This is a genomic window from Paenibacillus sp. SZ31, from assembly GCF_012912005.1.
Taxonomy (GTDB): domain Bacteria; phylum Bacillota; class Bacilli; order Paenibacillales; family Paenibacillaceae; genus Paenibacillus.
Genome location: NZ_JABBEA010000010.1, coordinates 91,625 through 115,866 on the forward strand (window position 1 = coordinate 91,625; position 24,242 = coordinate 115,866).

A 24,242-nucleotide genomic window follows, 5' to 3' on the forward strand; every position below is an offset into this window, starting at 1 on the left:
GTTACAGAGTCCTCCTTTCTTTACGCGCCAGATACAGGAAGAATGGTACCCCGATGAGGGCAACCAATGCGCCAATTGGCGTCTCGTACGGCGGGTTAATCATACGTGCAGCCAGATCCGCAAATACAAGTAACAGACTGCCCATTACTGCGGAACATGGAATAATCCAACGATAATCTACCCCAACCATCTTTCGAGTAAGATGGGGAATAATAAGTCCAACAAAACCAACCGCACCCACAACGGACACAGCCGTACCCGCGAGGATCAGTACAACAATCAGACCCACGAGCTTGATCAGCCCCGTACGTTGGCCCAAGCCAACGGCAATATCTTCTCCGAGGCTAAGCAGAGTAATGGAACGGGAGATGAGAAGACCTGCAATCAGTGCAGCGAGTACCCATGGGAACATGACCTCCAGTTGAGACCACTTCGTTCCGGCTACACCGCCGGCTGTCCAGAAAGCCAGATCTTGTCCAATTCTGAAATACAATGCAATCCCTTCACTGAGTGCTGATAGCATCGCTGATACAGCTGCACCTGCAAGCACAAGGCGTAGAGGTGTAAGACCCGATTTGGAAGCTGCGCCAAAACCGTACACCAACAGAACACCAAGCCCTGCTCCAATGAATGAATACATAATGATGTACATAAACGGCAAGCCTGGGAAAAAGGCAAAACAGATCGCAAGCGCAAATCCAGCGCCCGCATTCAGCCCAAGCAGACCAGAATCGGCCAGCGGGTTACGGGTCATGCCTTGCATGATCGCACCAGCTACAGCGAAGCATGCACCTACCATCGCCCCGCCAAGAATACGCGGCAATCGAATCTCCCATATGATCTGATGCGGAGTTAGCTCAGGATTGAAATCAAAGATGGCTTTCCAGACAACACCAAGCTTAATATCAGCAGCGCCAAAAGAAATGGACAATGCCATGCCCAGAGCGAGTAGTAAAACTCCCCCTGTAAGAATAAGTGTGGCTGCCCACGGACGAGTGTGTATCTTCGCTGTGGGTGATTCCGGATTATGATTTGCTGGTGAAGCTTTTGAACTCATACGCGCCCACCCTCGTTATGAGTGGAGCTGCTCAAACCTATGTACATAACAATCACCTCTCTATAAATACCGAACTTTAATGATATTGATTCTCATTCCCATAGACCATTGTAAGTGAATCCACGGACTCTGGCAATGGACAAATGGGACATGTTTATTGCATATATGAAGATTTGCACACAATTTTGCACGCAAAAAGGCTGTGCAGGAGCCAAAAAGCTCGAACACAACCTTGTGATTGCTTATGTAGAACACATGTATAACACAGACTCGATTAACGGGCAGGTACCCTAATTAAGGATGCCAGGACATCAGGAACATCGGTAATAATGCCTTGCACACCCATGTCAATCATGGCTTGCATCTCGGCAGGATCATTCACCGTAAATGGATAGGTAACAACGCCATGTGACAATGCTGCGGCAACATCTTCATAGGCAACAGCCAGCTTGTAGGGATGAAGGCCGGAAGCTTCAACTTTGACGGCATAGTCATAGGGACGATACAACTTTTCCATATATAGAAGTGCTGTACGAATATCCGGGGCAAGACGCTTACACCTTACCAGCGAAGCATGATTGAAGCTAGACAGAACGACCTGTTGCTCCAGTTTCCAGTCCCGGATCGCCTGTATAATCTTCTCTTCCATTCCCTTGTAACTCACAATACCATTTTTCAACTCCAGATTAAGCAAGGTTCCTTTCCCCTCTACCAGCCTGAATAACTCCTCCAGAGAAGGAATGCGTTCCCCGGCAAAATCGTTGTGAAACCAGGACCCAGCATCGTATGTGCGTAATTGATCGTAAGTTATATCTTTAACCCAGCCCTCTACACCCGCAGTCCGGCTTAACGTCTCATCATGAATCAGCACCAATCGGCCATCACTCGTCATCTGCACATCGGTTTCCATGCCTGTCGCTCCAAGCTCCAGGCTACGTTCAAAAGCAATCATCGTATTCTCCGGGCATACGGCAGATGCACCACGATGGGCAATAATTTCAAAGTTCCTCATTCCAGCGCCTCCTGCGTTCAACGTTAACTCTATGATCTACACTATAAACACCGTTTGTTAGACCTGTATTAACAGAGCGTTTAATTGGTTGTTTACTTAGTCAATACATGCAGTATGGTTGAACATCCAACGGGCTGGGGATTCACTCATTTTTGCGAACTCAATCTGAAAATCGACATAATATAGTATGAACGAACGATGGAAGCACTGCACTCCGTTATAAGGAGGTTGACTATTGAATCCCTCAAAGAAAAAATCGACACCTACGCGTCCTCGCACATCCCAGTTACAGTCGGCTTCCAGGCTTTCCAGATCATCTGTCCATATCAAAAACAAATCCGGCAAGACGGCTAAACAGCGTTCCTATAACTCCAGTTCACCCAACACACTGGATCAGCTGGCTATTGTTGCAGCTATACTTTCCTTAATTGCTGCCGCCATCGGGCTATATATCGCCTGGAAATCGTTAAGTAATCCGAATCAAACTGCTGTTGTGGTGTAAGCTGCTTAATACGCAGCTATTGGCTCAGGAGGCTCTCTCCTGCTTCTGACCTTATTCAGGGGCAGGTTTTTGCTTTTTCAATCGCTTAACGTATGCTGGAAACGTCAAAAAACCGTTCCCTGAAACGCCGGCATGTACCGGCGTCTCTTTGGAAAGGTCATTTTGTATCCGGGCGGCTGCCTCTGCAGCACGATCCCTCATCTCGGAATGTGGACCGAATTACAGAATGAATGTACGAGAGATGATAACCAACAGAATGAACAACACCAGAATTGCTCCTGTCGATGTCCATGCTCCACCACTGAAGCCTCCGCCGTATCCGTAACCTGTGCCTTTAAGTTCGCTCATGAGTGACACTCCCCTCTTCACTAAAGTACACTATAGACTATGTCCGATAGCGCAACTTGCTTGGGCAGATTGAAATTTCTCCTCAAAAGCGATTGGTTAAAGCCCTCTATTCTTGTATAATCATTGTCCGTTCAGCTGTGACCACTTCTGGGTCAACTCTGCCGGAATATAGGATGACATCTGATTGAGTAGTTCAGCTGGATCGGATTCCAGACTCCACAGACTAAGATGTGATGTGTTGGAGAACCCTTCCTGTACGCTATGCTCTACCATCTTCATCAGCGGGCCATAATATCCGTTGACGTTCAATAAGCCGACAGGCTTGCGATGAATGCCAATCTGTGCCCAGCACAGTACCTCAAAAAGTTCTTCAAATGTCCCCATGCCGCCAGGAAGTGCAATGAATCCATCGGATAATTCCGCCATCGTAGCCTTCCGTTCATGCATGGTTCCCACTTCAATCAGCTGTGTAAGCCCTCCATGGACAACCTCACCCCGGAACAATCCGGTAGGCATGACACCAATCACTTCTCCACCTTGCTTCAGAGCCGCATCGGCAACTGCGCCCATTAAGCCCATGCAAGAACCACCGTAAACCAGTGCATATCCGCGATCAGCAATCTGTTTGCCCAGTTGAACAGCCTTCTCTGTATAATCGGGGTGATTTCCCGGATTGGAGCCTGCAAAAACAGCTATACGTTTCATTGGGTTTCACTCCTTCTCATGATCTTTTTAGATTGAACTAAAGAATATTTACACTTGCCACTTCGATGACAGAACAACCTTCCGATCGCTGTTATCCCCAGATTTTTTGATTCAATTTTACAAAGGTGAAAATCTGTTGATAAAGGCGAACGCTCCGCTTCTTCTGGTTATTTCTGCCTTCTACGTTCGCGTGTAAATGTTTAGTTCAATTTTCTATTTTAATAATATATAACATGAATGTTATGGGTATGTACAACAGGTTAACAGAACAAATGGATAAAAAAATACCCGGCCGTTTGCAGCCGGCCGGGCTCCCATTTCAATACATATCAATTTAGAAGGGGTTGTTACTACCTAATATACAGACCGAACATTAAATCCGTATGATCTTTGCATGAAATGAATATTAAATCTTCGTGGTACTAACGGATCCCACGGCGTGAACGCACGACAAACATATGCTTGTCTTTACGCAGAATCCGGCCATCTGCAAGTTCAACCTGATCCTCATCATGACGCAGAATCGTCGTGGATAACGCTACAATTTTGGCCCGGCGCCAGATCATAACCTGTGACTTGAAATAGATGGCATTTTCGAACTGAATCGCCTTTTTCATCACATATCCAACCTTGTGCACTTCAGAACGTGCTTTCTTTAAGGGAAGACTCTCTTCGGGAAGAGGTCTGATCATTGCGATATTGTCAAACGACACCTTAATCCGTTTCGGTCCGATTCGTACACATTCCCCTTCTTCATCCCACTCGACCAGCGTTCCCTTCAAAGGCTCTCGTATGCCTGTCGCACGATATACCGCTACTTTTCGTCCTATCCAATGTCGCAATGCTCTCACCTCCATCTGTCTAGTTTTCAGGTATCTTCCAATCGATCGGTTCAATACCTTTGGAGGTCAAGAAGTCATTGGCTTTGGAAAAGGGACGACTGCCGAGGAATCCACGATGCGCAGCCAGCGGACTAGGATGTGTAGACTCCAGTACCAGGTGCTTGTCCCGATTAATAAATGCACCTTTCTTCTGGGCATGACTACCCCACAGCATATATACCATCGGCTCTGAGCGTTCATTCAGCGCACGAATAACAGCATCCGTAAACGTCTGCCAGCCCAGTGCCTGATGCGAATTCGGCTGACCTTCACGGACCGTCAGAACAGCATTTAATAGCAGGACTCCCTGCTGTGCCCAATGGACCAAAGATCCATGATTCGGAATCGGCAGGTCCAGATCGGCCTGAAGTTCCTTATATATATTTTTCAGAGAAGGTGGTACGCGAACTCCCGGTCTAACCGAAAAGCTCAATCCGTGAGCCTGACCCGCTCCGTGATAAGGGTCCTGACCAATAATAACAGCCTTAACCTGATGATACGGAGTCAACTTCAGTGCGGAGAACAGGTCTTCTTTGGGCGGAAAGACCGTCTGCGTTTTATACTCGGCGGCGAGGGTGTAACGAATCTTGTTGAAATATTCGGCTTCCGTCTCTTCCTGAAGCACCTTGTCCCAATCGTTTCCAAACATATGTATAGGCTCCTTTCCCCTGATGAATACAGTTTCGTGCAGCCCAACTACTGGGCTCTTCCTTCTGAGAGCCGCATGTCATGCAACTCATAGACTATCCACCATTTTAACATAACCGGGGACAGCAGACCAGAATTGCGCATCAGGTATAAGTCCACCTCAAAAAAAATTGTATTCTTGCTACATTCAGTATACTCATACAAAAAAGTCACCTCGCTATTGCGTGGTGACTTGATGACTTTATACTTGGACGGGCACCTCTTCGACTTCTTTCACAAGCACACTACTGATTCTCTGTAATCCTTCCTGAAGCACAGAGCGGGGACAAGCCAGATTCAACCGAATGCAACCCTCACCATTGGCTACAAACATATGACCATCTTCGAGCAATACACCCGCTTGCTCAGCGAAGAATAAAGGTAAACTTACATTTTGTGGAGCATATGCCGAGATGTCAATCCAGGCCAGATATGTTGCCTCCGGAATGTGAAAGACAGCCCGTGGCAGATGTTGTTTCAAATACTGTTCTACGCAGTCGAAATTGGCGTCTAAATAACCTTTTAATTGTTTCAGCCATTCATCACCCGTTTCGTAAGCCGCTTGAGTGGCAGCGATGCTCAGTGGGTTTTTAAAACCATAATGGCGCGCCTGCCAGATGTCTCGAAGTGCCTTGTTGGGAATAATGACATTGGAGAACATCAGACCAGCCATGTTGAATGTTTTGCTCGGAGACATGCATGTAATGATTCGATCCGTATCCGGGAACAGCTTCGCGAGTGGCGTATGTCTCTTGCCAGTCCGCAGCAGATCACAGTGAATTTCATCCGAAATGACCCATACGTTGTTCCGCAGGCATATCTCACCCACACGTTGTAACTCTTCGGTTGTCCAGACACGTCCAGACGGATTATGGGGGTTGCAGAAAATACATACCCTTACCTTCTCATCCTTCGCCTTGGCTTCAAAATCCTCAAAATCAATCGAGTAACGTCCCTGATCGTTGATCATATCCGAACACACCAGTTCAAGATTGTTATGCTCCGCTGCTGACTTGAAGAAACCATAAGACGGGGTAACAATCAGTACTTTCTCATCCGACTGACAGATATATTCCACCAGTTCATACAAAGCGGGAATGATCCCGTTTGAGGTCTCCAAATGCTCCTTCGGGAAGGACCAGTCATAGTATCTTTTCATCCAGTTCGAGACAGCTTCGTAATATGCCGGATCAAATACCTGAGAGTAACCCATGATTCTACGGTCCAGACGTTCCTTAACTGCATCCAGAATCTCGGGAGGTGTGGCAAATTCCATATCTGCAATCCACATGCGAATGAATTCTTCATCCTTAAATGGAAATGTCATATCTTCTGTGGCGTTAAAAATATATTGACGGAAACCATCCGTATTCATGGCATTTGTTCCTGTGCGGTCTATAATCTCATCAAAGTCGTATTTCATAGCTTCTACTCCTCTATCTGCTTTACTTTTTCATTGTCGTTTCATGTCGTATTACACCTATTATTTCATGACGCAGGAATTGCATCAAATGCAATACAATCTATTCTGACGAAACAAATAAAGTTTATTGTTTCTCCAGAATAGGTATTTCCGTGAAAAAGTGATATATTTCTCATATAGAATCATTTTTATGAATGACTTTCATCATTTTCACGTACTCTCAAGAAACATTGCATAAGGAGAACCGGTCTATGAACAATATCAATCAGGAAGTCGGCAAGAAAATACGAAACTTTCGAAAGTGGCGGGGACTGACCATTCAACAGCTTGCGGATCAGATCTTCAAGAGCAAGGGCACGTTATCCAAATATGAGAGCGGAGATATTACACTTGATCTGGTCACGTTACATCATATTGCAAACGCGCTCAACATTCAGGTGGAGCAACTCTTGTACCAAGAACCCAGGCATGCATCTCCCCTGATGAATGCAGTGCCGTCCAGCTTTTTCAAGAACTCCACACGTTTCTACTCCTACTTCTATGATGGGCGGAACAACAGTCTCATTCGTTGTGTCATTGACATGATGGCCCAGTCGGATGCCAACCGTTATCGCACCGTGATGTATATGAATGTGAAGGATTTTGAGAACTACCAGGAATGCGAGAATATGTACTGGGGCCACACCGAGCATTATGATACACTCACCACGCTGATTTTAAAAAATCAGGCCACCCCGCTGGAGAATCTATATATTAATATTTTGGCGTCTTTTCAGGAATCGGAGAAAAAGTGGGGACTCATGGCAGGTGTCTCGTTCAGACCTTTCATGCCTATCGCGCTCAAAATGTTATTCTCCAGAACCCCGCTGCCCGAGAATCAGGAGTTATATAATGAATTAAAAATCTCAAAGGAAGATCTACGGACTCTGAAAATATACAACATGCTCGCCGTCACCTGAACAATGCAGCGTGTCACACATTCTCATGTCATATGGAAATGGAGACAGTCCCTCCCCATTAGAAAAGGCACTTTTATAAGCTGTTGAAACCAGCTCATAAAAGTGCCTTTCGCTTTGACGCTTATTGGATCGTGGAATAAACGAGACTAGCGCTTAGTTTTTAATTAAATCCAGCGTTTCGTCAAACATTTGCTTCTGTTCCTCTATCTTGTTCTCATTACCGATCACGCAGCGCTGTTGCTGTTCAAGTATGGCCGATAAAAGCTCAGCAAAACCGATAATGTCACTTTCCTTCGTGCTTAACACTTCGTCACGTTCCTGTTGCAGATCCGCTTCAGTCACATTCGACAGATAACACTCAAGAGAGAATGCCCCTTCACCATAAGGCGTTCTCGGCGTATCGAGATCCTGAATCGCACCAATGATATAACGCGTCATTTCCCGCTCGTCTGCCCGGAAGTCGGTCAAATATTGCGGTATCTCTTCATATACTTTGTACGTTTTATCGAGATTTGGATCACGGTACGATGCAACGTAGCTGTCTCCGTTCCGTCTGAAGCCTGACATGCAGCCATAAGCTCCACCTTTGGCCCGGATATTGGTCCATAAGTAATCCAGGGACAGAATGCCCTGCAAGACCCGCAGTGAACCCGTGTATTGATATCCTTTGTCGATATAATTGCCCGTTTGCACCACGTACTGCACCTCCGAAGGAGAACGGAATCCTTCCTTATGAGTAGCAGGTGTGAATGTAAATTCTTCCTTGGCAACCTCATGTGTGAACAGCTTCGCTTTCAGATCGGATACCTGTTGCTCCAATCCTTCATATCCCTGTTCATCGGCAGTGTAACTGACAAGCAAGTTCTCCGGTCTGAAAATATACCCCGTCAACTCTTGCAGGCTGGAGGATAGCTCTTCTTTTCTGGCCTCAAAGTTTGCCTGAAGATCCTCAAGCCACTGGTAAAAGGCAATGCCACTCACAGCTTCTCTGAAATCCGCAACCGCTGAATGTTTGGACGAAGACCGGCCGATTCCCGCCGAGTGTCCGCTATTGATCAGATTACGTTGCAGATTACCTTTCATCTGAGAGATGATCTCATACAACCGCTTCGAATTATCGAATCGGGATGTGAACACGATTTCTTTGATCATATCAAAGGCAAATCCAAGCTTGTCATACAACACTTTCGCGTTGAACTCATAGGTAGCCTTGAATTCATTGTGCTTATGCGCGTTAGCATAAGAGCCAATCCCGCTATGAATACCACCCGAATGGATGTGGATTTCATTGGACAATTCATTGAACGAGTAGTTTTGAGTATCAACGTAACCCAGTACATTTTTCAACAATCCTGCATACGGAAGGAGATGACGTGGCACTTCTTTGATATCGAACAACAGTCTCAGATAACCAATTCCGTTGGTGTAGAGGTTATGATGCAGAATAGTTGTGCCATCGACCTGATTCACCGTTTGATGCAACGTAGAGGCCTTCGGTTCAATATCTTCGATCGATAACGTCGGAATGACCTGCTGCTGCTCTTTGGTTGAAGGTGTATTCTGATACTCGGCGAGTGCTTCCGTTTTTTGAATCAACGTCTGAACTTCTTCCTCACTAAGACCGGCCTGAATAGTTTTCAGACGTGCTTTCAACGCCTCATCCTTGCGTGAGTTCAGCCCTTTATCCGGGGTAAGCGCCACAAAAGAAGTATGTGTGTTCTGCAAAATATATTTCTCAATAAGTTGCTCGAAGTAACCTTCGTTCATTTTTGTCCGCAGTTCAGCAAATACGTCATTGGCTTCTAAATGAGTGAAGGGTGCTTCTTCATCGTACAACCAGCTTTGTAGGGAGGAGAATCCGTAGATCAGGCCCTTCGGCATTCTGCCATAGTCCGCTTCCCTGTGATTGAACTCATACGAGTTAATGCCTGCAAGCAGCGCTTTCGGATCAAAACCTTCTTTCACCACACGCTCAAGCACTTCTTTTACCGTTCCCAGGAAATCCTCTTTGCTCGCCAGATTGCTCTTCTTCAGTCCCACCGTGAACACAGGCTGATACAGGCTGTCATCATATGAACCATAGACGTCCTTCGCAATGCCTTTATCCAGCAACGCCTGCTTCAGTACCGCTCCCGGAGCATTCAGAAGGGCGTATAACAGAATTTGGAACGAAATGTTCAGTTCCTTATCCAGACTTGTGCCGATTACCGCGTTATAGGTCAAGAAGCTGTTATCCACTTCCGATTCCGTACTTCCCGCAGAGTAAGTCTTAACTGTGTCTACCCGTTCTGCAAAGGCAGGTTGAAGTTGAATGGCAGAATCAATCTCGATTCGATCATATGCGCTCAGGTAGTTTTCATCCAGCCATTGCAGTTTCTCTTCCATATCCATATCGCCATACAGATAGATGTAACTGTTGGACGGATGATAGTATCTCGTGTGGAAATCCAGCAGCCCTTGATAGGTTAGGTCCAGAATAGCTTCCGGGAATCCGCCAGATTCGGAGGAGTATGTGGTATCCGGGAAAAGGGAGTTCAGCACTTCTCTGCGCACCATTCGTTCCGGTGAAGAAAAGGCACCCTTCATCTCGTTATATACAACTCCGTTGTAGGTTAACTCATCGTCAGCAGAGGTCAGGTTGTAGTTCCAGCCCTCTTGCAGAAATATCTTTTCATTTTCATAAATATTTGTATTCAATACTGCATCCAGATATATATCCATCAGGTTATGGAAGTCGTGGTCATTACGACTCGCGATCGGGTAGATCGTCTTATCCGGATACGTCATGGCGTTAAGGAATGTATTCAAAGAACCTTTCAGCAACTCAACAAAAGAATCCTTGGCCGGAAATTTCTTGGACCCACAGAGCACGGAGTGTTCGAGGATATGGGCTACCCCTGTATCATCTTCCGGAGGTGTGCGGAAACCGATACTGAATACTTTGTTGTCGTCCTGATTGGATAAAAGTACAATTTTGGCTCCGGATTTCTGGTGTTCCAGCAGATACGCATCCGATTTCAGTTCTTCGATTCTGCGCTCCTGTAACACCTTGTATGGCTTAAGCTGTTTCAACATAAACTTGAGTCCTCCGTCCATAAGATTGTTTTATTGGTTTTGTGACTTATCGTTCAGCAAGGTAAAGGTAATATATGCCTACGGATAGTATACACCATTGTTCCGTCTCTTCATAAAAGTCAGATAAATGTACCTTCTGATATGTATTATGCAGGGTTTATGTTTATGAACTGCATGGTGATGTGGTCAGTTATGACATGACATTCATATTAAAGAACAAAAAAAAGATCGCATGCAGCTTGGTTAACAAGCGTCATGCGATCTTTCCTTTAAAGATGCCGAGGACCGGGATCGAACCGGTACGGTAGTCACCTACCGCAGGATTTTAAGTCCTGTGCGTCTGCCAATTCCGCCACCCCGGCAGGATTATGTATTTCTTGGCGACAAGAAATATCTTACCATGAACTAATTAACTTTGCAACACCTTTATTAAATATAATCTAACTATATAAGTTTAACTAATGATTTACACGATAACGGAGAGGACAGAAAAAACTGAAAAAGCGAAGCGTTCGCCTTTATCACCGGATTTTCCCTTGAGAAAAGGGAATCGAAAAAATCTGGGGATAACAGCGATTAGAAGGTTATTCTGTCATCGTAGTGTCAGTGTAAATAATCTTTAGTTCAACTTATATACATGAAACAGGCACTGCAAGCGTCAGCTCACAGTGCCTAGAAAGTCCGAGTTGCGGTCCCGGACTTCCGGTAAACCAATCTATATTAAGGGAGGTGTGATATAAGAATACCTCCCCAACATTAAAGAAACCTAAAATCAGCCTTAAATTAAACTAAAAAAGTAAAATAGGTCGAACACGAGCCGCTTCTTCCTCACTGCACTCCACGATAACCAAGATATGATCCTTTAACAGCCAATCTTCATAATACCGTGCGTCTTCTTCCGAGATCCCCGCTTCAGTCAGTGTAAGCACCAAATCATCGGTCTCACTTCCAATCTCATTGCCAGCGAGCCTGCGCACTGCATTTCCGATCGACATCGTCTGATCCATCCGCTTCCCCAGACCAGCCAATATACCTTTCAGAGCGCCAAAGGCACCATCCGTTCCTGCACCCTTCAAAGGTTTAGGCAGCCCCGTCTTCTCGCTCACCAGCTCCAGATTGAGTTGTTCCTTCGCCACCGCTCCCAAATATTTGTCCTTGATGCCTTCCTTTTTCACCTGATTCAGCATCAATATAGCTTCGTTTTCGGTACGTGCAAGCCCAATGATTAATTGTGTCATTCCGTTCCCCTCCTTTTACCCTAATATAACCCCGTAATCCCCATTCAAAAACGGATAAAGCCTAGCTATGACAAATCACCTAGAAGATTGTTGATTTCTCTTCTGGAAATCTATACCTAGTTCTGATAGACTAGATAAAGAAGACAAATTAACCATTGAAAACATTGACATATGGATTTAACATCTCATAATCAGGAGCAATGACTTATGAAAAAAGAGGTAGAAATTGCCATCCGGCGCAAACAACAGATCATGGTTCGTAATACAAGCGGTCAGACGGTAACCGGATTTCCCGAGCGTACCGCCGATACATCCATTCTCTCCTTACGTACCGTTCACGGAAGTCTGTGGATACCGTTCGATGAGGTTGAACATGTTACTCGTCTGTTAAGCATCCGGTCTCATCATTTAAGTGGAATGCAACTCGTTTAGTCGGATCTGTAATCATAGAAATCAGTTCTCGTATATTTACATCAACAACATTTATTTATGCCAGCACTTCATACCAAAAAAACCAGACGCATGAACGTCTGGTTTTTCTCTTCCACTTATCCTGTCGTTACTTCACTACAAACTTCACTCGTGTTCCATCCGGATATGTACTTAACTGATTCCCCACCCATGAACCTGCACCGCGATTATCCTTCGGGGTAATGTACTGGATATCTGCGCCTGTGCCTCCCTCAGCGCACATCGCCATCGGCCACTCGTCCCGATCCTTACCCTTTTTGACCGGAACACCCTTAAGTGATAAATCCCGATTGCCTTCCGCTCCATTACGATCAATGGTGCATACATCCGAATGCCCTGCCTTGATAGCTGCTTTAATATGATTGGCTGTTTCGGGATAACGCTCTGAAGGGAACGTGATGGTATGGTCTACACTCTTATTAGTCCCTACGAATGGATTAGGTATCTCCTCAGGCCATTCTCCCCCAGCCCAGGCATAGAGGGCTACCAGCAACATCGCTACCAACGTCAGTACCTGCTTTTTGAAACCTTGCTTACCTTTGCGTTTTCGTCTTGTGCGTCTCTTACTCATGCTGTGTCTCCCCCATTCAACACTTGCATTATAACAGAACGCCCGTTCGTAAAACAATCCAATATAATAAAAAAAACAGCCGAGACCGCCCGGCTGTCATGCTTGATTCATTATCCTACATTGGGAATGGCCTGTTGGCGCAGCAATGGCAGTGTAACCTCAAACTGTGTACCTTTCCCTTCGGTACTCTCCACCGAAATCTGACCATTCATCAGTTCCAGCAGCTCTTTGCAGATGGTCAGGCCAAGCCCGCTTCCACCAAATCGGCGTGCATGGGAGATATCCGTCTGGGTAAATGCGTCAAACAATTGTTCGATCTGATGCTGAGGAATACCAATTCCCGTATCACGCACAGAGAATACCAATACAACGGTATCCATCCGTTGTTGCCTCACATCCACCTGTAACTGCACTTCACCCTGTTCCGTGAACTTGATCGCATTACTCAGCAAGTTATCCAGTACCTGCCGAAGTCTCAGCGGATCACCGATAAGCACATCAGGAACACTCAGATCAGCATGGCAGAGCAAACGTATTTGTTTGTTCTGCGCCGCAGGCTCATGTGTCTTCACAATCTGTTGGATCAGCTTCAACGGCTGAAATTCAATGTTTTCGACATCCATTTTACCTCTGCCCAGCTTCGCCATATCCAGGCTATTGTTAACGATGTTCAGTAGTGCCTCACCCGATTGACGTGCAAGCTCCAGATATTCTTTCTGCTCATCCGTGGTTTCACCCATGCTAGCAAGTTCAATCATACCCATAATGCCGTTAAGCGGGGTACGAAGCTCATGATTTAGCTTACCGATGAATTCCAATTGCCCTCTGCTGTTCATCTCAGCCATGGAAGTTGCAAACTTTAGCTGCTGATCGGCATACTTTCGTTCTGAAATGTCGTATTGAATCCCCACAAAATACAGACACTCTCCTGATTCATTAAAGATCGGATCAATATTCAGTTCGTTCCAGAACTTCTGGCCACTTTTTGTATAATTTAAGATATCAATCTTAATGGACTCTTGTTTTTTTAATGCATCACGAATCTGTATTACCGTCTCGGGGTCTGTATCCTGTCCTTGCAGAAACCGACAATTCTGTCCGACAGACTCTTCATACGTGTATCCTGTCAGCCGGGTAAAATGTTCATTTACATACATGAGCGGAAGCTCAGGCAGGGTAGCATCGACCACGGTAACAGAGGATTTCACTTTCGAGATGATAAATTCCCATTGTAATGAGAGTTGATTATGTTGGCTCATGCCTTCCTCCTTCATCTCACACACGTTAATGTTTATATATTCAGCATTCGTACTTTATATGGAGATAAAACTAACCAGATGGTATGTGTTGATATAGAAACAATATATTTTAATTGTAACACAGTTATTCAAGTCATGTGGTTTATGGGTAATAGTTGATAACTAACATTCGACAATAACCTAACTGTCATCAGGAGGAACATACATGAAATTTCTGTTAATTATCATCATTATTATTCTGATCGTAGTCATTTTTTCCAGACGCAAACGTTAAGATGAGATCCGTTATGTAAGTTAGGAAAGGAAGATGGGTATGAGAACCCTCTTTTTTATATTCATGGTACTCTGTATTATCAATCTCTGTTTCCCAAAATTCGGTTGGTATCTGCGGTATGGCTGGATTTCCCGGGGTGAAACCGAGCCCAGCAGACCTTATATGGCTATGGTCAGAATGACCAGCCTTTTAATGTTGCTTATCGCCTTCACACTCGCTATGGCATGATCTATAGACATCCGAAGACAACTGTCCTATTGGACAGTTTCTTTTTTTTTTGCGTTGAAATGACGGGAAAATGATAACTTTGTTTGTGGTGCGAAGATGACAATGCCCGTAATATAGACATATCGTTTCGGAAAGGACATCATTGGCATGAACATCGCATTTTATCCATACTGGGCTGCCAAAACGCTGCTCTCGCTCATTAATGTCATATATATCATGGTTATTACTACGTTTATTTATAGTCAGACTGGATCGGTACTCTACGCTGCCATGTTTCCATTCATTCGAATTATCGCACGCATAACAGCGGAATTTACTTTGCCATTACTTGTGAAGCGTTTCTCATTCTCCAGACTGCTGATCAGTATTCCCGTAGCCAAAGCATTCCTCATGACTGGGATAGCGATTTCGTTGAATCACTTGACCTCACAACTGCCACTTCTGTTGATCGGAGTTGTCATTCTATCCTTTTTGGAAGGCTGGGAATCTCCGTTACTGGATACTTTAACGCCACGGTTGGTTCAGGGAGAAGATCTGGTGAAGACCAATAGCCTCCTCTCTTTCTCCAATCAGACGGTGACCATTGTCGGGTACGCCATGACGGGATTTGCCGTGATGAACTGGGGAGCGTCACAGACCTTCTGGGCAGCTACAAGCCTGTCCTGGGCCGTTCTGATCTTCCTGATTGCCCTTGGATCGCTCACACGGGATATAGAACAACCCGAGAAATCGATCGTCACACAGAATGTACTGCGAAAAGGCTGGAGCATGCTTTGGAAGAATCCAACCTTACGACTGATCACACTTATGGACATCACCCAAGGTCTTGTGAGTTCCATCTGGATCGGAGCGATTACGCTGGCCTTTGCGAAAGAAGCTCTGGCACGAGGAGAAGGTTGGTGGGGACTCATGAACTCGAGTTACGCTGCTGGAACCATGCTTGGAGGTATTCTGGCTCTTGCTCTGGCCAAACTGATTCAGAAGCACCTGATCGCCAGCATGACCATGGGTTCTCTTCTCCTCAGCCTGATGACCATCGTTTATGGTCTCAACAGCCTGCCATGGCTCGCGCTGGCGTTATGTATACTTATAGGCCCTGTCTACCAGATTCGTGATATGGCTCAACAGACAGCGTTTCAGAGAAGTGTGCTCGCTGAATCCTTGTCCCAGGTATACGCCGTACATGGCGTCCTGATCTCCACGGTTATGAGTGTATCCATAGTCATCTTCGGTCTAGTCGTCGATCAACTAGGCGTTCGATGGGTATACCTGATCGGTGGAGCCTTGTTTATCGTGTCTGCGATATGCTCTATATCGTTGAGCCGGGTTCACAGGAACGAGTATATTACTAAACATACGAAAAATATGTAAATCAAAAAGACGAGCAACATCTGCTCGTCCCTCACAATCTCAATCCAATCGATAATCTGTCAGCGGTTTGCCTTGTTTATAATACAAAGTGGGTGACAATATATTGAAGAAAATATGCACATCCGGCATGTACGCTTCTTCCAGAATAGCCTGCAACGACGATGCAATCCGATTATGAATCTCCTGATCACGTTGAAACATCAGAATCTCTATAGAAGCTGGAGAAGGTGTTAGCGCTTGTACATCATGACGCTCTGCCTTCATTCTCTCCCGTGGAATATGAGTAATTAGGGCCATCTGCTCTGTAATTTGGGGTACAACTTCCTCTAGCTGAGGACCTGTGAATCCTTTAAAGCGAATAAACGGCATTGCTATCCCTTCAATCTCTGTTAATAGTCTCTTATGTGATTTTAAGCACATTGTTTTCAGTTGTCAAATGTCATTGAGGGCATCTGTTGCTTCTTATAATAGGAAAAGCCCCGCTGGAGTCCCAGCGGAGCCATTGCCTGCACGATTTCTATACGTGACTTACAGCCAGAAAGATTTTGTGATGATCACGAGCAGGATGAAAAGCACGAGAATTGCACTTGTGGAAGTCCATCCGCCGCCACCAACATTACAACAACCGTATCCAACTTGACTCATTTGATTGGCCTCCTTTGAATTTCAAGGTATGCCATAACATATGCGTATTCCGCGGAAGTGACCGGGCGAATCGGCAAGTTCAGCAGCCCATTCATCTGGGATTCATGCCCGGTGACTTAAACGGATGGGGCGATGGTTATATTCACTCGGTTTTGTAGCGACTTCTGAGATGTTGGGTCTGTACTCCCTCTGGCCAGAAGGATTGTACGAGTGCGTGTATCACTTCGGGATGCCAAAACAACTTCTCCATCAGGCGCTATACAATACGCGATCGGAATGGAGATCTCGCTATCACGATACGAACCATCCGCATGACTTGTCCCCATAACAATACATTGATGCTGCAAGGCAATCTGCCGGGCCTCTTCGACCCATTCACTGTATTGTTCTTCGCTGAACATCCCCACACCAATGGAATGCATAATGATATCCACACTTCCTATATTTTCGTTGCGAAATCCTTGCAGGACCAGCTCATCACACAACAACGTGCTTATTGTCCAACCCTGCTCCTCAACCGTCTCAGCAGGTGTATATTTGGCTTTCTCCAATACGATCTCCCCGGCCTTACTGATGATGATTGATCGGTCCTTCGGACGTTCGTCCAGTCTGCGATGACCTGATACAATCATAGTTCCATATTCAGCTGCCAGGCGACAAGCTTCCTCGACATTCTGGTTCAGATAACCTTCAGGAAAAAACAATACATCTGCATCTGTATATTGCTTGAGTTCGGTTTCAAGCTGCAACACATGCTGTTCCAGCCTCGGTTGTGCAATGATAATCTTCAACTGGCATCCCCCATTCATAAATAAAAGCCGGTTCATACCCGAATAAGGTACGAAACCGGCTTAAAGGTTGTACGGACAGAACACTGCTCATCGTACTTCGCTTCAAGAGTAATTGGTTCTCATGTTATTGCTCGGTGAAACAATTACTTTTACAGTTCAATGGTATGTAGTTAGGCGTTTCTACGTTCAATACTATCATAGATGGCCTGCCCATCATAGCTTCGATCTGTAGCGATATCCTTAGCCAATAGGACACTGTTTGCATTTCCAGACAGAACACTAAATGCCCCCAAAACCCACATTAATGGATATAATGCAACGGATAAGGCTTTTTTCATGTCTTTGTCTCCTTTTCTGTTGAAATAGATGATTGGTTGAATATCCCATTAATACGATAAAAAAGAACATAAGTTTCAATTTTAATAATCAAATAATATCGTCCATGCATATTAATCCGAGTATCACTTCTCTTTATCCAACTACCTTCAATCCCTAAGCAAAGAAATAATCTCATCTACAACAAGTTCAGGACTCTCTAAATGTACGTAATGGCCCGAATCTTCGACAGTAATATGATTGGCTTTATCGGATAGAGTAGCCAGATCTTCTTGCAATTCTGCCCACTTCACTTCCATCTCAGGACCCATTCCGTGTTCCGTCGCCGAAATTACCGTTAATGGAGTATGGCGCAAGGCATCATTTTTACGTATTTTATCAACAAATGAAAAGCTCTTTGTCACTTCCGCATAGTCACCTTCTGCCGAAAACTGTGACTTGTACAGGTCTATAAACTCTGGTGGCAATGTTGCCAAAATTGCCTCTTCCTGATTCTCATGAGAAGAATCTAACAGGACTGCTCCAGCTACCTCAGAAGTATAACGATCAGCAAATGCTCTGACATTCAAACCTCCAATACTATGTCCAACCAGTAAATATGGACCAGGTACATTAGCTTTTCTTAGCAACTTATGTAATTCTTTTACTTGTTGTTTTGTCGTTTTATCTTTATTTGTTTCTCCACTAAGTCCAAGTCCAGCACGATCATAGGATACTGTCAAAGTATGCTTCGCCATCTCAGATTGAACTTCCAACCAGATAGTTGAACTATCTCCATATCCACTAATAAAAACTACCGTGGGAAAAGAATGTTTTATTCCTTGTATTTCAGCATACAACGATACTCCGGTACTCACTTCATACATACCACTCGAACCGACCTGGCTTGGTTTTCCTTCTACTAATTCTGAAGGAATTAGAAACACGAGACAAAACGTCAGAATTAAAACCAATTTACTTTTCATTTACATATCCTCCTTAAAATATTGAAATAGAATATATGAAAAGTATATCTTTAATGGGTCATTATGTAAAATAAAGAATTATATTCTTTCATTTTTATCTCGACTGATTTCAGACCAATACAAAAACAGCGCGCCCCCTTATTCATACGGAGCCGCACTGTTTATTAGCCTATAAAAACATCATTCGAAACTTCTCAGTAAATCTCCTGCCTCTTCATGATCAGGTTCCAGGGCCAGTACTTTATGGGTATATGACAAGGTTTCTTCTTCCAGTTCAAGTTCATAACAGCACACAGCCAAATCGTACAAGACTGCCGGAGTATGGTTACTCGGATCTGCGACCAACGATATCTCCAGAAACCGTTTCGCATCCTCATACATATACATTTCATATAATAACTGCCCTGCCAGAAATGCCAGTCCCCCTTGCTGCTCCATCACATAGTAGGACGACCACATCGTATGAATGCCAGACTGAATATCGAGCATTTCCTCATCACTTGCATCAGGAAGAAGACTGGAAATGTGCGTAGCACTGTGAATCAAGAACTCAGCATCATATCCACCCAGACGCCAAAACGGCAAAATATGCTTCAACTCCATACTCTCTATTCGAGAGTCTACCCATTGTTTCATACTGAAAAAATCATCCGGTCCAAAACGTTCAACAAATCGATGGTAGGCCAGCCGAGTGTTCACATAACGGATCGGTTCGTCCACCATCAGCATGCACCCAACGTTCAGATCTTTATAATGATGCGTCGTGAATCGAGTATGTGCGCCCTGTTGTTCCAGGACATATTGAATGGCATGGTAGTTGGCCGTTAAAGAAAAACTCCCGTGAAGAACGAATTCAGGTGGCTCTGCGAACTTCCAGTTATCCAGTCGATGATCCCCTTTATCAGCGGTAATCAACACATAACCTGACTGAGACAGCTTGTTCAACCGTTCGAGACAGGACAAGCCGATTGCAGGGAAAAGGATGTGTGAATCCTCCAGCTCCGCCTTGTACAATGTGATCAGTTCCGAATACGGATAGTTATCTGCACTGTATTCGGGCGCCCGGCGATACTCGTAACTCAGTGTCATGTTCTTCAGCATCTCAGCGGGTTCAAGATCATGACGACGATCCGGAGACTGAACAAGCAGATCACACTCATATATCTCGCCGTCACCAATATAGATTAATTCCTGCGGAATGCTGTCAAAAAAGTAATTGGCAATCAACAACAACGGTTGTTTCAGATCGCCTGGCCGTATAACTGTACCCGCGACAACCAGTTTTAGCTCCGTATCCGCTACAGCGTCAAAACGCGCAAAATCCACTATACCTTGTTGAATAAAGGATTGCATGGATGGATGCTCTCTCCAACCTTGCACATTCTCCGCTACGAGATCCGTCATCACATATCTGAATGGAGGTAGCTCTATTCCAGCAAACTCCTTTAACTCAATCAGTTTAAGCAGGACTTGGTGTGCCAAACGCCCTACGCCCGCCCCAAGTTCCAGAATGGTCACGGTTTCGGTAATCTGTCCCTTGTTTGCGAGGTCCTGAAGAAATCCAAAAATCATCTCTGCATACGCCGTGGCAATCATCGGATTACTGGTAATATATTGAGGGACCTGATTCTCTGTCCAAGCCTCTAGCCCCTTCTGTTCATAATAAGCTCTCTGCCAATCCCAGACCGGAGCTTCGCTGTAACGAAAACGTTGACTTTCATTTGACGTCATTAAAGTGGAAACCTGCTTTCTATAACTAATTTCATAAGATTCTCAGATGTTCACGGACTACTTGATTTCGAATACCATTCAGTCTCTGTAATGCATTATATCATAGAACCCTGTCTACTCGATGGAGTTGAGTTTTCCCCTTTAACAAGAAAAAAACCTGCTTTTGAGGGCAGGTCTGTGATGTCCTTCATTATTAGTCGGAAAACAAGACTCCGTCGAAGTTCTCAGGGCCTACACGCACTGTTCCCAACAAGTTGGAGCTAACAAATGCAGTGTACGTCAATTGAGGTGTAATTGGTGGGTTGAAGTCATCCGCAGAGAAGGTAATAATCTGAGGTGCCAGGATGCTCAAGCTAAACGTAGACGTTGCGGAATAGATAACAGGGTCTGTTGGCAAAGTTCCTCTGACAATCGTAATGGTTATACCAGCGACGGCTAATGGAAGTTGTACAGACACAGTTCCCTTGAACTGCACCCGCGGGTTTGTTCCAATACCAGCAGTGGTTATCAAACCGATTTGTCCAAATAATTGAGGTGTGTTAATTACAAGGATTGGTATAGCAATTGAGTTAGCCAAACTCGCATTCTGCGAGGTTCTTGCATCAATAAATTGACTCATGAAATCTACCTCCTATGGGTTGGGATAGGATAGTATATGCGAGATTTGGTGTACGGCGTGGACATACACTGAATTGCGCAAAAAAGGGCAGATTAGAAAGACACCATTAACAAGTTACCTTATACTCTAGCACCTAAATGAAGACAGAAAAAAACCCTTGCTAGGCAAGGGTTTTAAGAGTATGGGCCCTACAGGACTCGAACCTGTGACCAATCGGTTATGAGCCGACCGCTCTAACCAACTGAGCTAAGGGCCCTAGACATAATGTATAACGTGCAGATGATGGCTGTGAATCATCCAAGTGAAACTAAATTGCGGGGGCAGGATTTGAACCTGCGGCCTTCGGGTTATGAGCCCGACGAGCTACCGGGCTGCTCCACCCCGCGTCAGTAAGAAATATTAAAACAGCGACTTAATTAATATACACCATTCTATCCTAATAAGTCAAGGGGTAATGTCAGGGAATAAATCGAACACCATAACGACCTTTGCGTGAACGATACACTTCGACTTCTGCCGGTTCATTGTAACCGTAGATCCACCCGTCCTGCTCCATTCGTTTCGCCAGACATCCTGCTTGAAATTTGGTTGCATACAACTTGCTGAAATATACCCAGTGCATACCGCTCGTCCTTTCCGGAGTCGTCATTTATTCCTGCTTTTTGTAGAATACCCCATTTCCATAAAAATAGCCGCCAAAGATTAAAATCTTCAGCGGCTATCCTTAAAATCTTGATGTGACTATACATCATCAAATCTTATTGAAACGTAGCTTTAGGGTCTTTTTTCAATTTCTCTAACATCTCGTTACCTTTAGCTGCCCATTCGCCAAGCGCTTCTTTTGGTGTCTTTTTGTTCTCAAGTACTTGATTGAAATATTCCATGCCTTTTTCGTTTACTTGCCATAAGCCTGGGGATTTTTGATAAAGTTTATCCAGGTTGGTATTCGTTGGTGGGATCGGCTTCAAAGAATAGAATGCTTGAATGTTATAATCCAGGCCATCTTTTGGCTTGATGAAGCTCTTCCGGGATACCATCTCATAGCTGCTACGCGCCTTGATTTTCGCCCAATCTTCACTGTTCATGTACTTGATCAGTTCCCAAGCATCATCTGGGTTCTGAGCCGCACTATTGATCGCCATCAAGTTGCTCAGATAAATGTTGCCTCCGATTTCAGGCGCTTCCGGGTGAACTGGAGGTGTGACTACATCCCAATCCACTTTCGTAAAGTCTTTCATCTTATCTGCATTTTTATTTGCATCAATTAATTGATTAATATAACTGTAATCACCAATAACCATGGCTGACTTGCCACTCAGGAACAGATCACCCTGCATTGGATTATAACGCCCACTCGGGTCCTGATCCTGTGGTTCGTCGCCTTTAGGAATAACTTTGTCAATCGCAAGTTTGCTGATCGTGCTCCATACTTTCTCCCATTGAGGAGAATCCACAGTCATTTTTTCAGCTTTGTCATCAAACGTCTTCAGCTGCAACGAGCTGTAGTACTGCTGCATGGAGTAGTACGGCGAACCACCCTGATATGTCGTGAAGGAGAAGCCAAATACATGATCTTTACCTTCACCTTTCGTTAGACGGGTACCCAGATTGAAAATATCGTCCCAGGTCATGTTGTCCGTTGGTGGTTCCACACCTGCTTTTTCAAACATACCCTTGTTATAGAACAAAGCCGATGAGGAGAACGTTGGTGTCAATGCATAAATGCTCTGATCCCCAAGGTCCTTAATTCCCTCCAGTACACTAGGCACGATATCACTGGTATCAAACTTATCTTCCTGCATCAGTGGGTCCAGCTGTTTCACCAGATTCTCCTGAATTAATGATTTCACTGTAGCGGTATCGGCCACGATAACGTCAACCGGGTTATCCCCAGTCATAATCTTCTTCAGACTTTCCATTGTATCTGGAACTTCCGGCTGTTCTTCCGTGTTGCCATACCCATACATACTGCTCTGATCAACAGCAGCTACAATTTCGATGGTTACATTGGGATGTGTCAATTCAAAAGCATCGGTAAATTGCTGACGGAAGTAACTGTCATCCTGTCCTCCCCACAACGTAGCCACACGTAATACACGCTGCTCCGTATCCTTGGCCTCACTTGCCGTACAGCCGGCAATCAGCGGCAGTGCTAGCGTCGCAGTAGCGATGACAGCCAGCACACGTTTTCCCCACATACTATTCTTCATTTCCCAGTTCCCCCTCTTAATTATCTTGGCGGTGTAATGACAATACGTTCACCGTCAAATTCCAATGTCGCCCGGTTATCAATGGATAAGGCCTCCAGATACTCTTTTGGCACCTGAAGTCGTCCTGCACGGTCTATAATGACAAATGCTTCATGAATGTCTGGCATACCCGCCTCGGACAAGTTATGCTCATCATCCAGATTCGGGTTGCGCTTCACAAACTCGGTACTGGTCAAGCCGTCCCGAATCGCAACGATCCGGTCTACCTTGCCAGCAAGCGTCAAGTCATGGGTAACGATGACAATCGTAACGCCAAGTTCCTTGTTCATTCTTCGGAAAATGCCCATGATTGTATCACATGTCTCGGAATCGACCGAACCGGTAGGTTCATCTGCAAGCAGAATTTTGGGACGATTGGATAATGAGATCGCAATCGCTACCCGTTGTTGCTCTCCCCCTGACAATTGATGCAATTTGTTATGCATCCGATCCTTAAGGCCTACCCATTCGAGTAACTGTTTCGCATAAGCACGATCACGCTTACCTCCCAGAATCATGGGTGTCTCCACATTTTCCAGTGCAGTGAGGTAAGGCAGCAGGTTACGACCGTTATTTTGCCAGATAAAACCTACGGTATGACGCTTGTACTCGACCAATTGGGCATCTGTCATCTTCAGCAGATCCCAGTCTCCTACAACAGCTGTACCAGCAGTAGGACGATCAAGCCCGCCCAGAATATTCAACAGCGTGGATTTACCACTACCACTGTTACCGATGATCGCCATCATTTCACCTTGATTGACAGTCAGGTTGAGGCCCTGAAGGGCAACGACTTCCACATCGCTGGATTTAAAAATTTTGACAAGTCCTTCGCATTGGATCAC

At 45.0% G+C, this 24,242-nt stretch carries 26 protein-coding genes and 3 tRNA genes; 5 read left to right on the forward strand and 24 right to left on the reverse strand.

Going from position 1 to position 24,242, the window contains the following annotated elements; translation table 11 throughout:
* Position 1: 1 nt before the first annotated feature.
* Complete coding sequence (locus HF638_RS18930) at positions 2–1,057, reverse strand: FecCD family ABC transporter permease (protein WP_169481575.1); 1,056 nt, start codon at positions 1,055–1,057, stop codon at positions 2–4.
* Positions 1,058–1,331: 274 nt separating this feature from the next.
* The gene (locus HF638_RS18935; RefSeq protein WP_169481576.1) at positions 1,332–2,069 is read right to left on the reverse strand and encodes a glycerophosphodiester phosphodiesterase; all 738 of its coding nucleotides are present in this window, start codon (positions 2,067–2,069) and stop codon (positions 1,332–1,334) included.
* 235 nt (positions 2,070–2,304) lie between these two features.
* On the opposite strand from HF638_RS18935, the gene HF638_RS18940 reads away from it, so the two are divergent.
* On the forward strand, positions 2,305–2,571 hold the full coding sequence (locus HF638_RS18940; RefSeq protein ID WP_169481577.1) for a hypothetical protein: 267 nt from the start codon (positions 2,305–2,307) through the stop codon (positions 2,569–2,571).
* A 219-nt stretch (positions 2,572–2,790) separates the two neighbouring features.
* On the opposite strand, the gene HF638_RS28440 is transcribed toward HF638_RS18940, so the two are convergent.
* The 5 genes from HF638_RS28440 to HF638_RS18960 form a co-directional block, all read right to left on the reverse strand.
* Positions 2,791–2,919, reverse strand: a complete 129-nt coding sequence (locus HF638_RS28440) for a hypothetical protein (RefSeq protein ID WP_017687371.1) — start codon at positions 2,917–2,919, stop codon at positions 2,791–2,793.
* Between the two features lie 120 nt (positions 2,920–3,039).
* Positions 3,040–3,624 (reverse strand): LOG family protein, encoded by a 585-nt coding sequence (locus tag HF638_RS18945; protein WP_169481578.1) that lies wholly within the window; start codon positions 3,622–3,624, stop codon positions 3,040–3,042.
* Positions 3,625–4,046: 422 nt separating this feature from the next.
* Positions 4,047–4,466: a hypothetical protein gene (locus tag HF638_RS18950; protein ID WP_169481579.1), complete on the reverse strand. Its 420-nt coding sequence runs from the start codon at positions 4,464–4,466 to the stop codon at positions 4,047–4,049.
* A gap of 19 nt (positions 4,467–4,485) precedes the next feature.
* Complete coding sequence (ung, locus tag HF638_RS18955; RefSeq protein WP_047843722.1) at positions 4,486–5,154, reverse strand: uracil-DNA glycosylase; 669 nt, start codon at positions 5,152–5,154, stop codon at positions 4,486–4,488.
* A gap of 240 nt (positions 5,155–5,394) precedes the next feature.
* A complete protein-coding gene (locus HF638_RS18960) occupies positions 5,395–6,615 on the reverse strand; it encodes a MalY/PatB family protein (protein ID WP_169481580.1) in 1,221 nt (406 codons plus the stop codon).
* Between the two features lie 251 nt (positions 6,616–6,866).
* On the opposite strand from HF638_RS18960, the gene HF638_RS18965 reads away from it, so the two are divergent.
* Entirely contained in the window at positions 6,867–7,574 is a 708-nt protein-coding gene (locus tag HF638_RS18965) for a helix-turn-helix domain-containing protein (protein WP_017687366.1), read from the forward strand.
* A gap of 153 nt (positions 7,575–7,727) precedes the next feature.
* Here HF638_RS18965 and HF638_RS18970 read toward each other — a convergent pair whose 3' ends face one another.
* From HF638_RS18970 to HF638_RS18980, 3 genes are all read right to left on the reverse strand, one after another.
* Complete coding sequence (locus tag HF638_RS18970) at positions 7,728–10,649, reverse strand: insulinase family protein (protein WP_169481581.1); 2,922 nt, start codon at positions 10,647–10,649, stop codon at positions 7,728–7,730.
* A gap of 276 nt (positions 10,650–10,925) precedes the next feature.
* Positions 10,926–11,011: transfer RNA gene (locus tag HF638_RS18975), tRNA-Leu, on the reverse strand.
* A 426-nt stretch (positions 11,012–11,437) separates the two neighbouring features.
* On the reverse strand, positions 11,438–11,887 hold the full coding sequence (locus HF638_RS18980; protein WP_169481582.1) for a general stress protein: 450 nt from the start codon (positions 11,885–11,887) through the stop codon (positions 11,438–11,440).
* A 207-nt stretch (positions 11,888–12,094) separates the two neighbouring features.
* Between HF638_RS18980 and HF638_RS18985 the strand changes: the two genes are divergently transcribed.
* Positions 12,095–12,319 carry a hypothetical protein gene (locus HF638_RS18985; RefSeq protein WP_017687353.1) on the forward strand — a complete coding sequence of 75 codons (225 nt, stop codon included), beginning with the start codon at positions 12,095–12,097 and terminating at the stop codon, positions 12,317–12,319.
* Positions 12,320–12,446: 127 nt separating this feature from the next.
* Here HF638_RS18985 and HF638_RS18990 read toward each other — a convergent pair whose 3' ends face one another.
* Positions 12,447–12,929, reverse strand: coding sequence for a NucA/NucB deoxyribonuclease domain-containing protein (locus tag HF638_RS18990; protein ID WP_169481583.1), 483 nt, complete (start codon positions 12,927–12,929; stop codon positions 12,447–12,449).
* 110 nt (positions 12,930–13,039) lie between these two features.
* Positions 13,040–14,188 (reverse strand): sensor histidine kinase, encoded by a 1,149-nt coding sequence (locus HF638_RS18995; RefSeq protein ID WP_169481584.1) that lies wholly within the window; start codon positions 14,186–14,188, stop codon positions 13,040–13,042.
* 313 nt (positions 14,189–14,501) lie between these two features.
* Here HF638_RS18995 and HF638_RS29065 point away from each other — a divergent pair, with 313 nt between their 5' ends.
* Positions 14,502–14,690 carry a DUF6199 family natural product biosynthesis protein gene (locus HF638_RS29065; protein ID WP_083679584.1) on the forward strand — a complete coding sequence of 63 codons (189 nt, stop codon included), beginning with the start codon at positions 14,502–14,504 and terminating at the stop codon, positions 14,688–14,690.
* A 147-nt stretch (positions 14,691–14,837) separates the two neighbouring features.
* The gene (locus HF638_RS19000; RefSeq protein ID WP_169481585.1) at positions 14,838–16,061 is read left to right on the forward strand and encodes an MFS transporter; all 1,224 of its coding nucleotides are present in this window, start codon (positions 14,838–14,840) and stop codon (positions 16,059–16,061) included.
* 39 nt (positions 16,062–16,100) lie between these two features.
* Here HF638_RS19000 and HF638_RS19005 read toward each other — a convergent pair whose 3' ends face one another.
* The 12 genes from HF638_RS19005 to HF638_RS19060 all read right to left on the reverse strand — a co-directional run bounded on the left by HF638_RS19005 (position 16,101) and on the right by HF638_RS19060 (position 24,242).
* Positions 16,101–16,430 (reverse strand): DUF1904 family protein, encoded by a 330-nt coding sequence (locus HF638_RS19005; RefSeq protein ID WP_124116044.1) that lies wholly within the window; start codon positions 16,428–16,430, stop codon positions 16,101–16,103.
* 159 nt (positions 16,431–16,589) lie between these two features.
* Positions 16,590–16,706: a YjcZ family sporulation protein gene (locus HF638_RS19010; protein ID WP_017687347.1), complete on the reverse strand. Its 117-nt coding sequence runs from the start codon at positions 16,704–16,706 to the stop codon at positions 16,590–16,592.
* Positions 16,707–16,822: 116 nt separating this feature from the next.
* Positions 16,823–17,497, reverse strand: coding sequence for a hypothetical protein (locus HF638_RS19015; protein ID WP_169481586.1), 675 nt, complete (start codon positions 17,495–17,497; stop codon positions 16,823–16,825).
* Between the two features lie 170 nt (positions 17,498–17,667).
* On the reverse strand, positions 17,668–17,835 hold the full coding sequence (locus HF638_RS19020; RefSeq protein WP_169481587.1) for a hypothetical protein: 168 nt from the start codon (positions 17,833–17,835) through the stop codon (positions 17,668–17,670).
* Between the two features lie 147 nt (positions 17,836–17,982).
* On the reverse strand, positions 17,983–18,798 hold the full coding sequence (locus tag HF638_RS19025; RefSeq protein ID WP_169481588.1) for an alpha/beta fold hydrolase: 816 nt from the start codon (positions 18,796–18,798) through the stop codon (positions 17,983–17,985).
* Positions 18,799–18,978: 180 nt separating this feature from the next.
* Positions 18,979–20,529 carry a tetratricopeptide repeat protein gene (locus tag HF638_RS19030; RefSeq protein WP_169481589.1) on the reverse strand — a complete coding sequence of 517 codons (1,551 nt, stop codon included), beginning with the start codon at positions 20,527–20,529 and terminating at the stop codon, positions 18,979–18,981.
* A 193-nt stretch (positions 20,530–20,722) separates the two neighbouring features.
* Positions 20,723–21,148, reverse strand: coding sequence for a hypothetical protein (locus tag HF638_RS19035; protein WP_169481590.1), 426 nt, complete (start codon positions 21,146–21,148; stop codon positions 20,723–20,725).
* 182 nt (positions 21,149–21,330) lie between these two features.
* Positions 21,331–21,404, reverse strand: a tRNA-Ile gene (locus HF638_RS19040).
* A 56-nt stretch (positions 21,405–21,460) separates the two neighbouring features.
* A tRNA-Met gene (locus tag HF638_RS19045) sits at positions 21,461–21,534 on the reverse strand.
* 71 nt (positions 21,535–21,605) lie between these two features.
* On the reverse strand, positions 21,606–21,770 hold the full coding sequence (locus HF638_RS19050) for a hypothetical protein (RefSeq protein ID WP_169481591.1): 165 nt from the start codon (positions 21,768–21,770) through the stop codon (positions 21,606–21,608).
* A 136-nt stretch (positions 21,771–21,906) separates the two neighbouring features.
* The gene (locus tag HF638_RS19055; RefSeq protein WP_169481592.1) at positions 21,907–23,358 is read right to left on the reverse strand and encodes an ABC transporter substrate-binding protein; all 1,452 of its coding nucleotides are present in this window, start codon (positions 23,356–23,358) and stop codon (positions 21,907–21,909) included.
* Between the two features lie 20 nt (positions 23,359–23,378).
* Positions 23,379–24,242, reverse strand: coding sequence for an ABC transporter ATP-binding protein (locus HF638_RS19060; RefSeq protein ID WP_036614799.1), 864 nt, complete (start codon positions 24,240–24,242; stop codon positions 23,379–23,381).

Coding starts and splice junctions, on each gene's coding strand:
- HF638_RS18930 (WP_169481575.1), bottom strand. CDS start 1,057: ATGAGTTCAAAAGCTTCACCAGCAAATCATAATCCGGAATCACCCACA.
- HF638_RS18935 (WP_169481576.1), bottom strand. CDS start 2,069: ATGAGGAACTTTGAAATTATTGCCCATCGTGGTGCATCTGCCGTATGC.
- HF638_RS28440 (WP_017687371.1), bottom strand. CDS start 2,919: ATGAGCGAACTTAAAGGCACAGGTTACGGATACGGCGGAGGCTTCAGT.
- HF638_RS18945 (WP_169481578.1), bottom strand. CDS start 3,624: ATGAAACGTATAGCTGTTTTTGCAGGCTCCAATCCGGGAAATCACCCC.
- ung (WP_047843722.1), bottom strand. CDS start 5,154: ATGTTTGGAAACGATTGGGACAAGGTGCTTCAGGAAGAGACGGAAGCC.
- HF638_RS18960 (WP_169481580.1), bottom strand. CDS start 6,615: ATGAAATACGACTTTGATGAGATTATAGACCGCACAGGAACAAATGCC.
- HF638_RS18965 (WP_017687366.1), top strand. CDS start 6,867: ATGAACAATATCAATCAGGAAGTCGGCAAGAAAATACGAAACTTTCGA.
- HF638_RS18970 (WP_169481581.1), bottom strand. CDS start 10,649: ATGTTGAAACAGCTTAAGCCATACAAGGTGTTACAGGAGCGCAGAATC.
- HF638_RS18980 (WP_169481582.1), bottom strand. CDS start 11,887: ATGACACAATTAATCATTGGGCTTGCACGTACCGAAAACGAAGCTATA.
- HF638_RS18985 (WP_017687353.1), top strand. CDS start 12,095: ATGAAAAAAGAGGTAGAAATTGCCATCCGGCGCAAACAACAGATCATG.
- HF638_RS18990 (WP_169481583.1), bottom strand. CDS start 12,929: ATGAGTAAGAGACGCACAAGACGAAAACGCAAAGGTAAGCAAGGTTTC.
- HF638_RS18995 (WP_169481584.1), bottom strand. CDS start 14,188: ATGAGCCAACATAATCAACTCTCATTACAATGGGAATTTATCATCTCG.
- HF638_RS29065 (WP_083679584.1), top strand. CDS start 14,502: ATGAGAACCCTCTTTTTTATATTCATGGTACTCTGTATTATCAATCTC.
- HF638_RS19000 (WP_169481585.1), top strand. CDS start 14,838: ATGAACATCGCATTTTATCCATACTGGGCTGCCAAAACGCTGCTCTCG.
- HF638_RS19005 (WP_124116044.1), bottom strand. CDS start 16,430: ATGCCGTTTATTCGCTTTAAAGGATTCACAGGTCCTCAGCTAGAGGAA.
- HF638_RS19010 (WP_017687347.1), bottom strand. CDS start 16,706: ATGAGTCAAGTTGGATACGGTTGTTGTAATGTTGGTGGCGGCGGATGG.
- HF638_RS19020 (WP_169481587.1), bottom strand. CDS start 17,835: ATGAAAAAAGCCTTATCCGTTGCATTATATCCATTAATGTGGGTTTTG.
- HF638_RS19025 (WP_169481588.1), bottom strand. CDS start 18,798: ATGAAAAGTAAATTGGTTTTAATTCTGACGTTTTGTCTCGTGTTTCTA.
- HF638_RS19030 (WP_169481589.1), bottom strand. CDS start 20,529: ATGACGTCAAATGAAAGTCAACGTTTTCGTTACAGCGAAGCTCCGGTC.
- HF638_RS19035 (WP_169481590.1), bottom strand. CDS start 21,148: ATGAGTCAATTTATTGATGCAAGAACCTCGCAGAATGCGAGTTTGGCT.
- HF638_RS19050 (WP_169481591.1), bottom strand. CDS start 21,770: ATGCACTGGGTATATTTCAGCAAGTTGTATGCAACCAAATTTCAAGCA.
- HF638_RS19055 (WP_169481592.1), bottom strand. CDS start 23,358: ATGAAGAATAGTATGTGGGGAAAACGTGTGCTGGCTGTCATCGCTACT.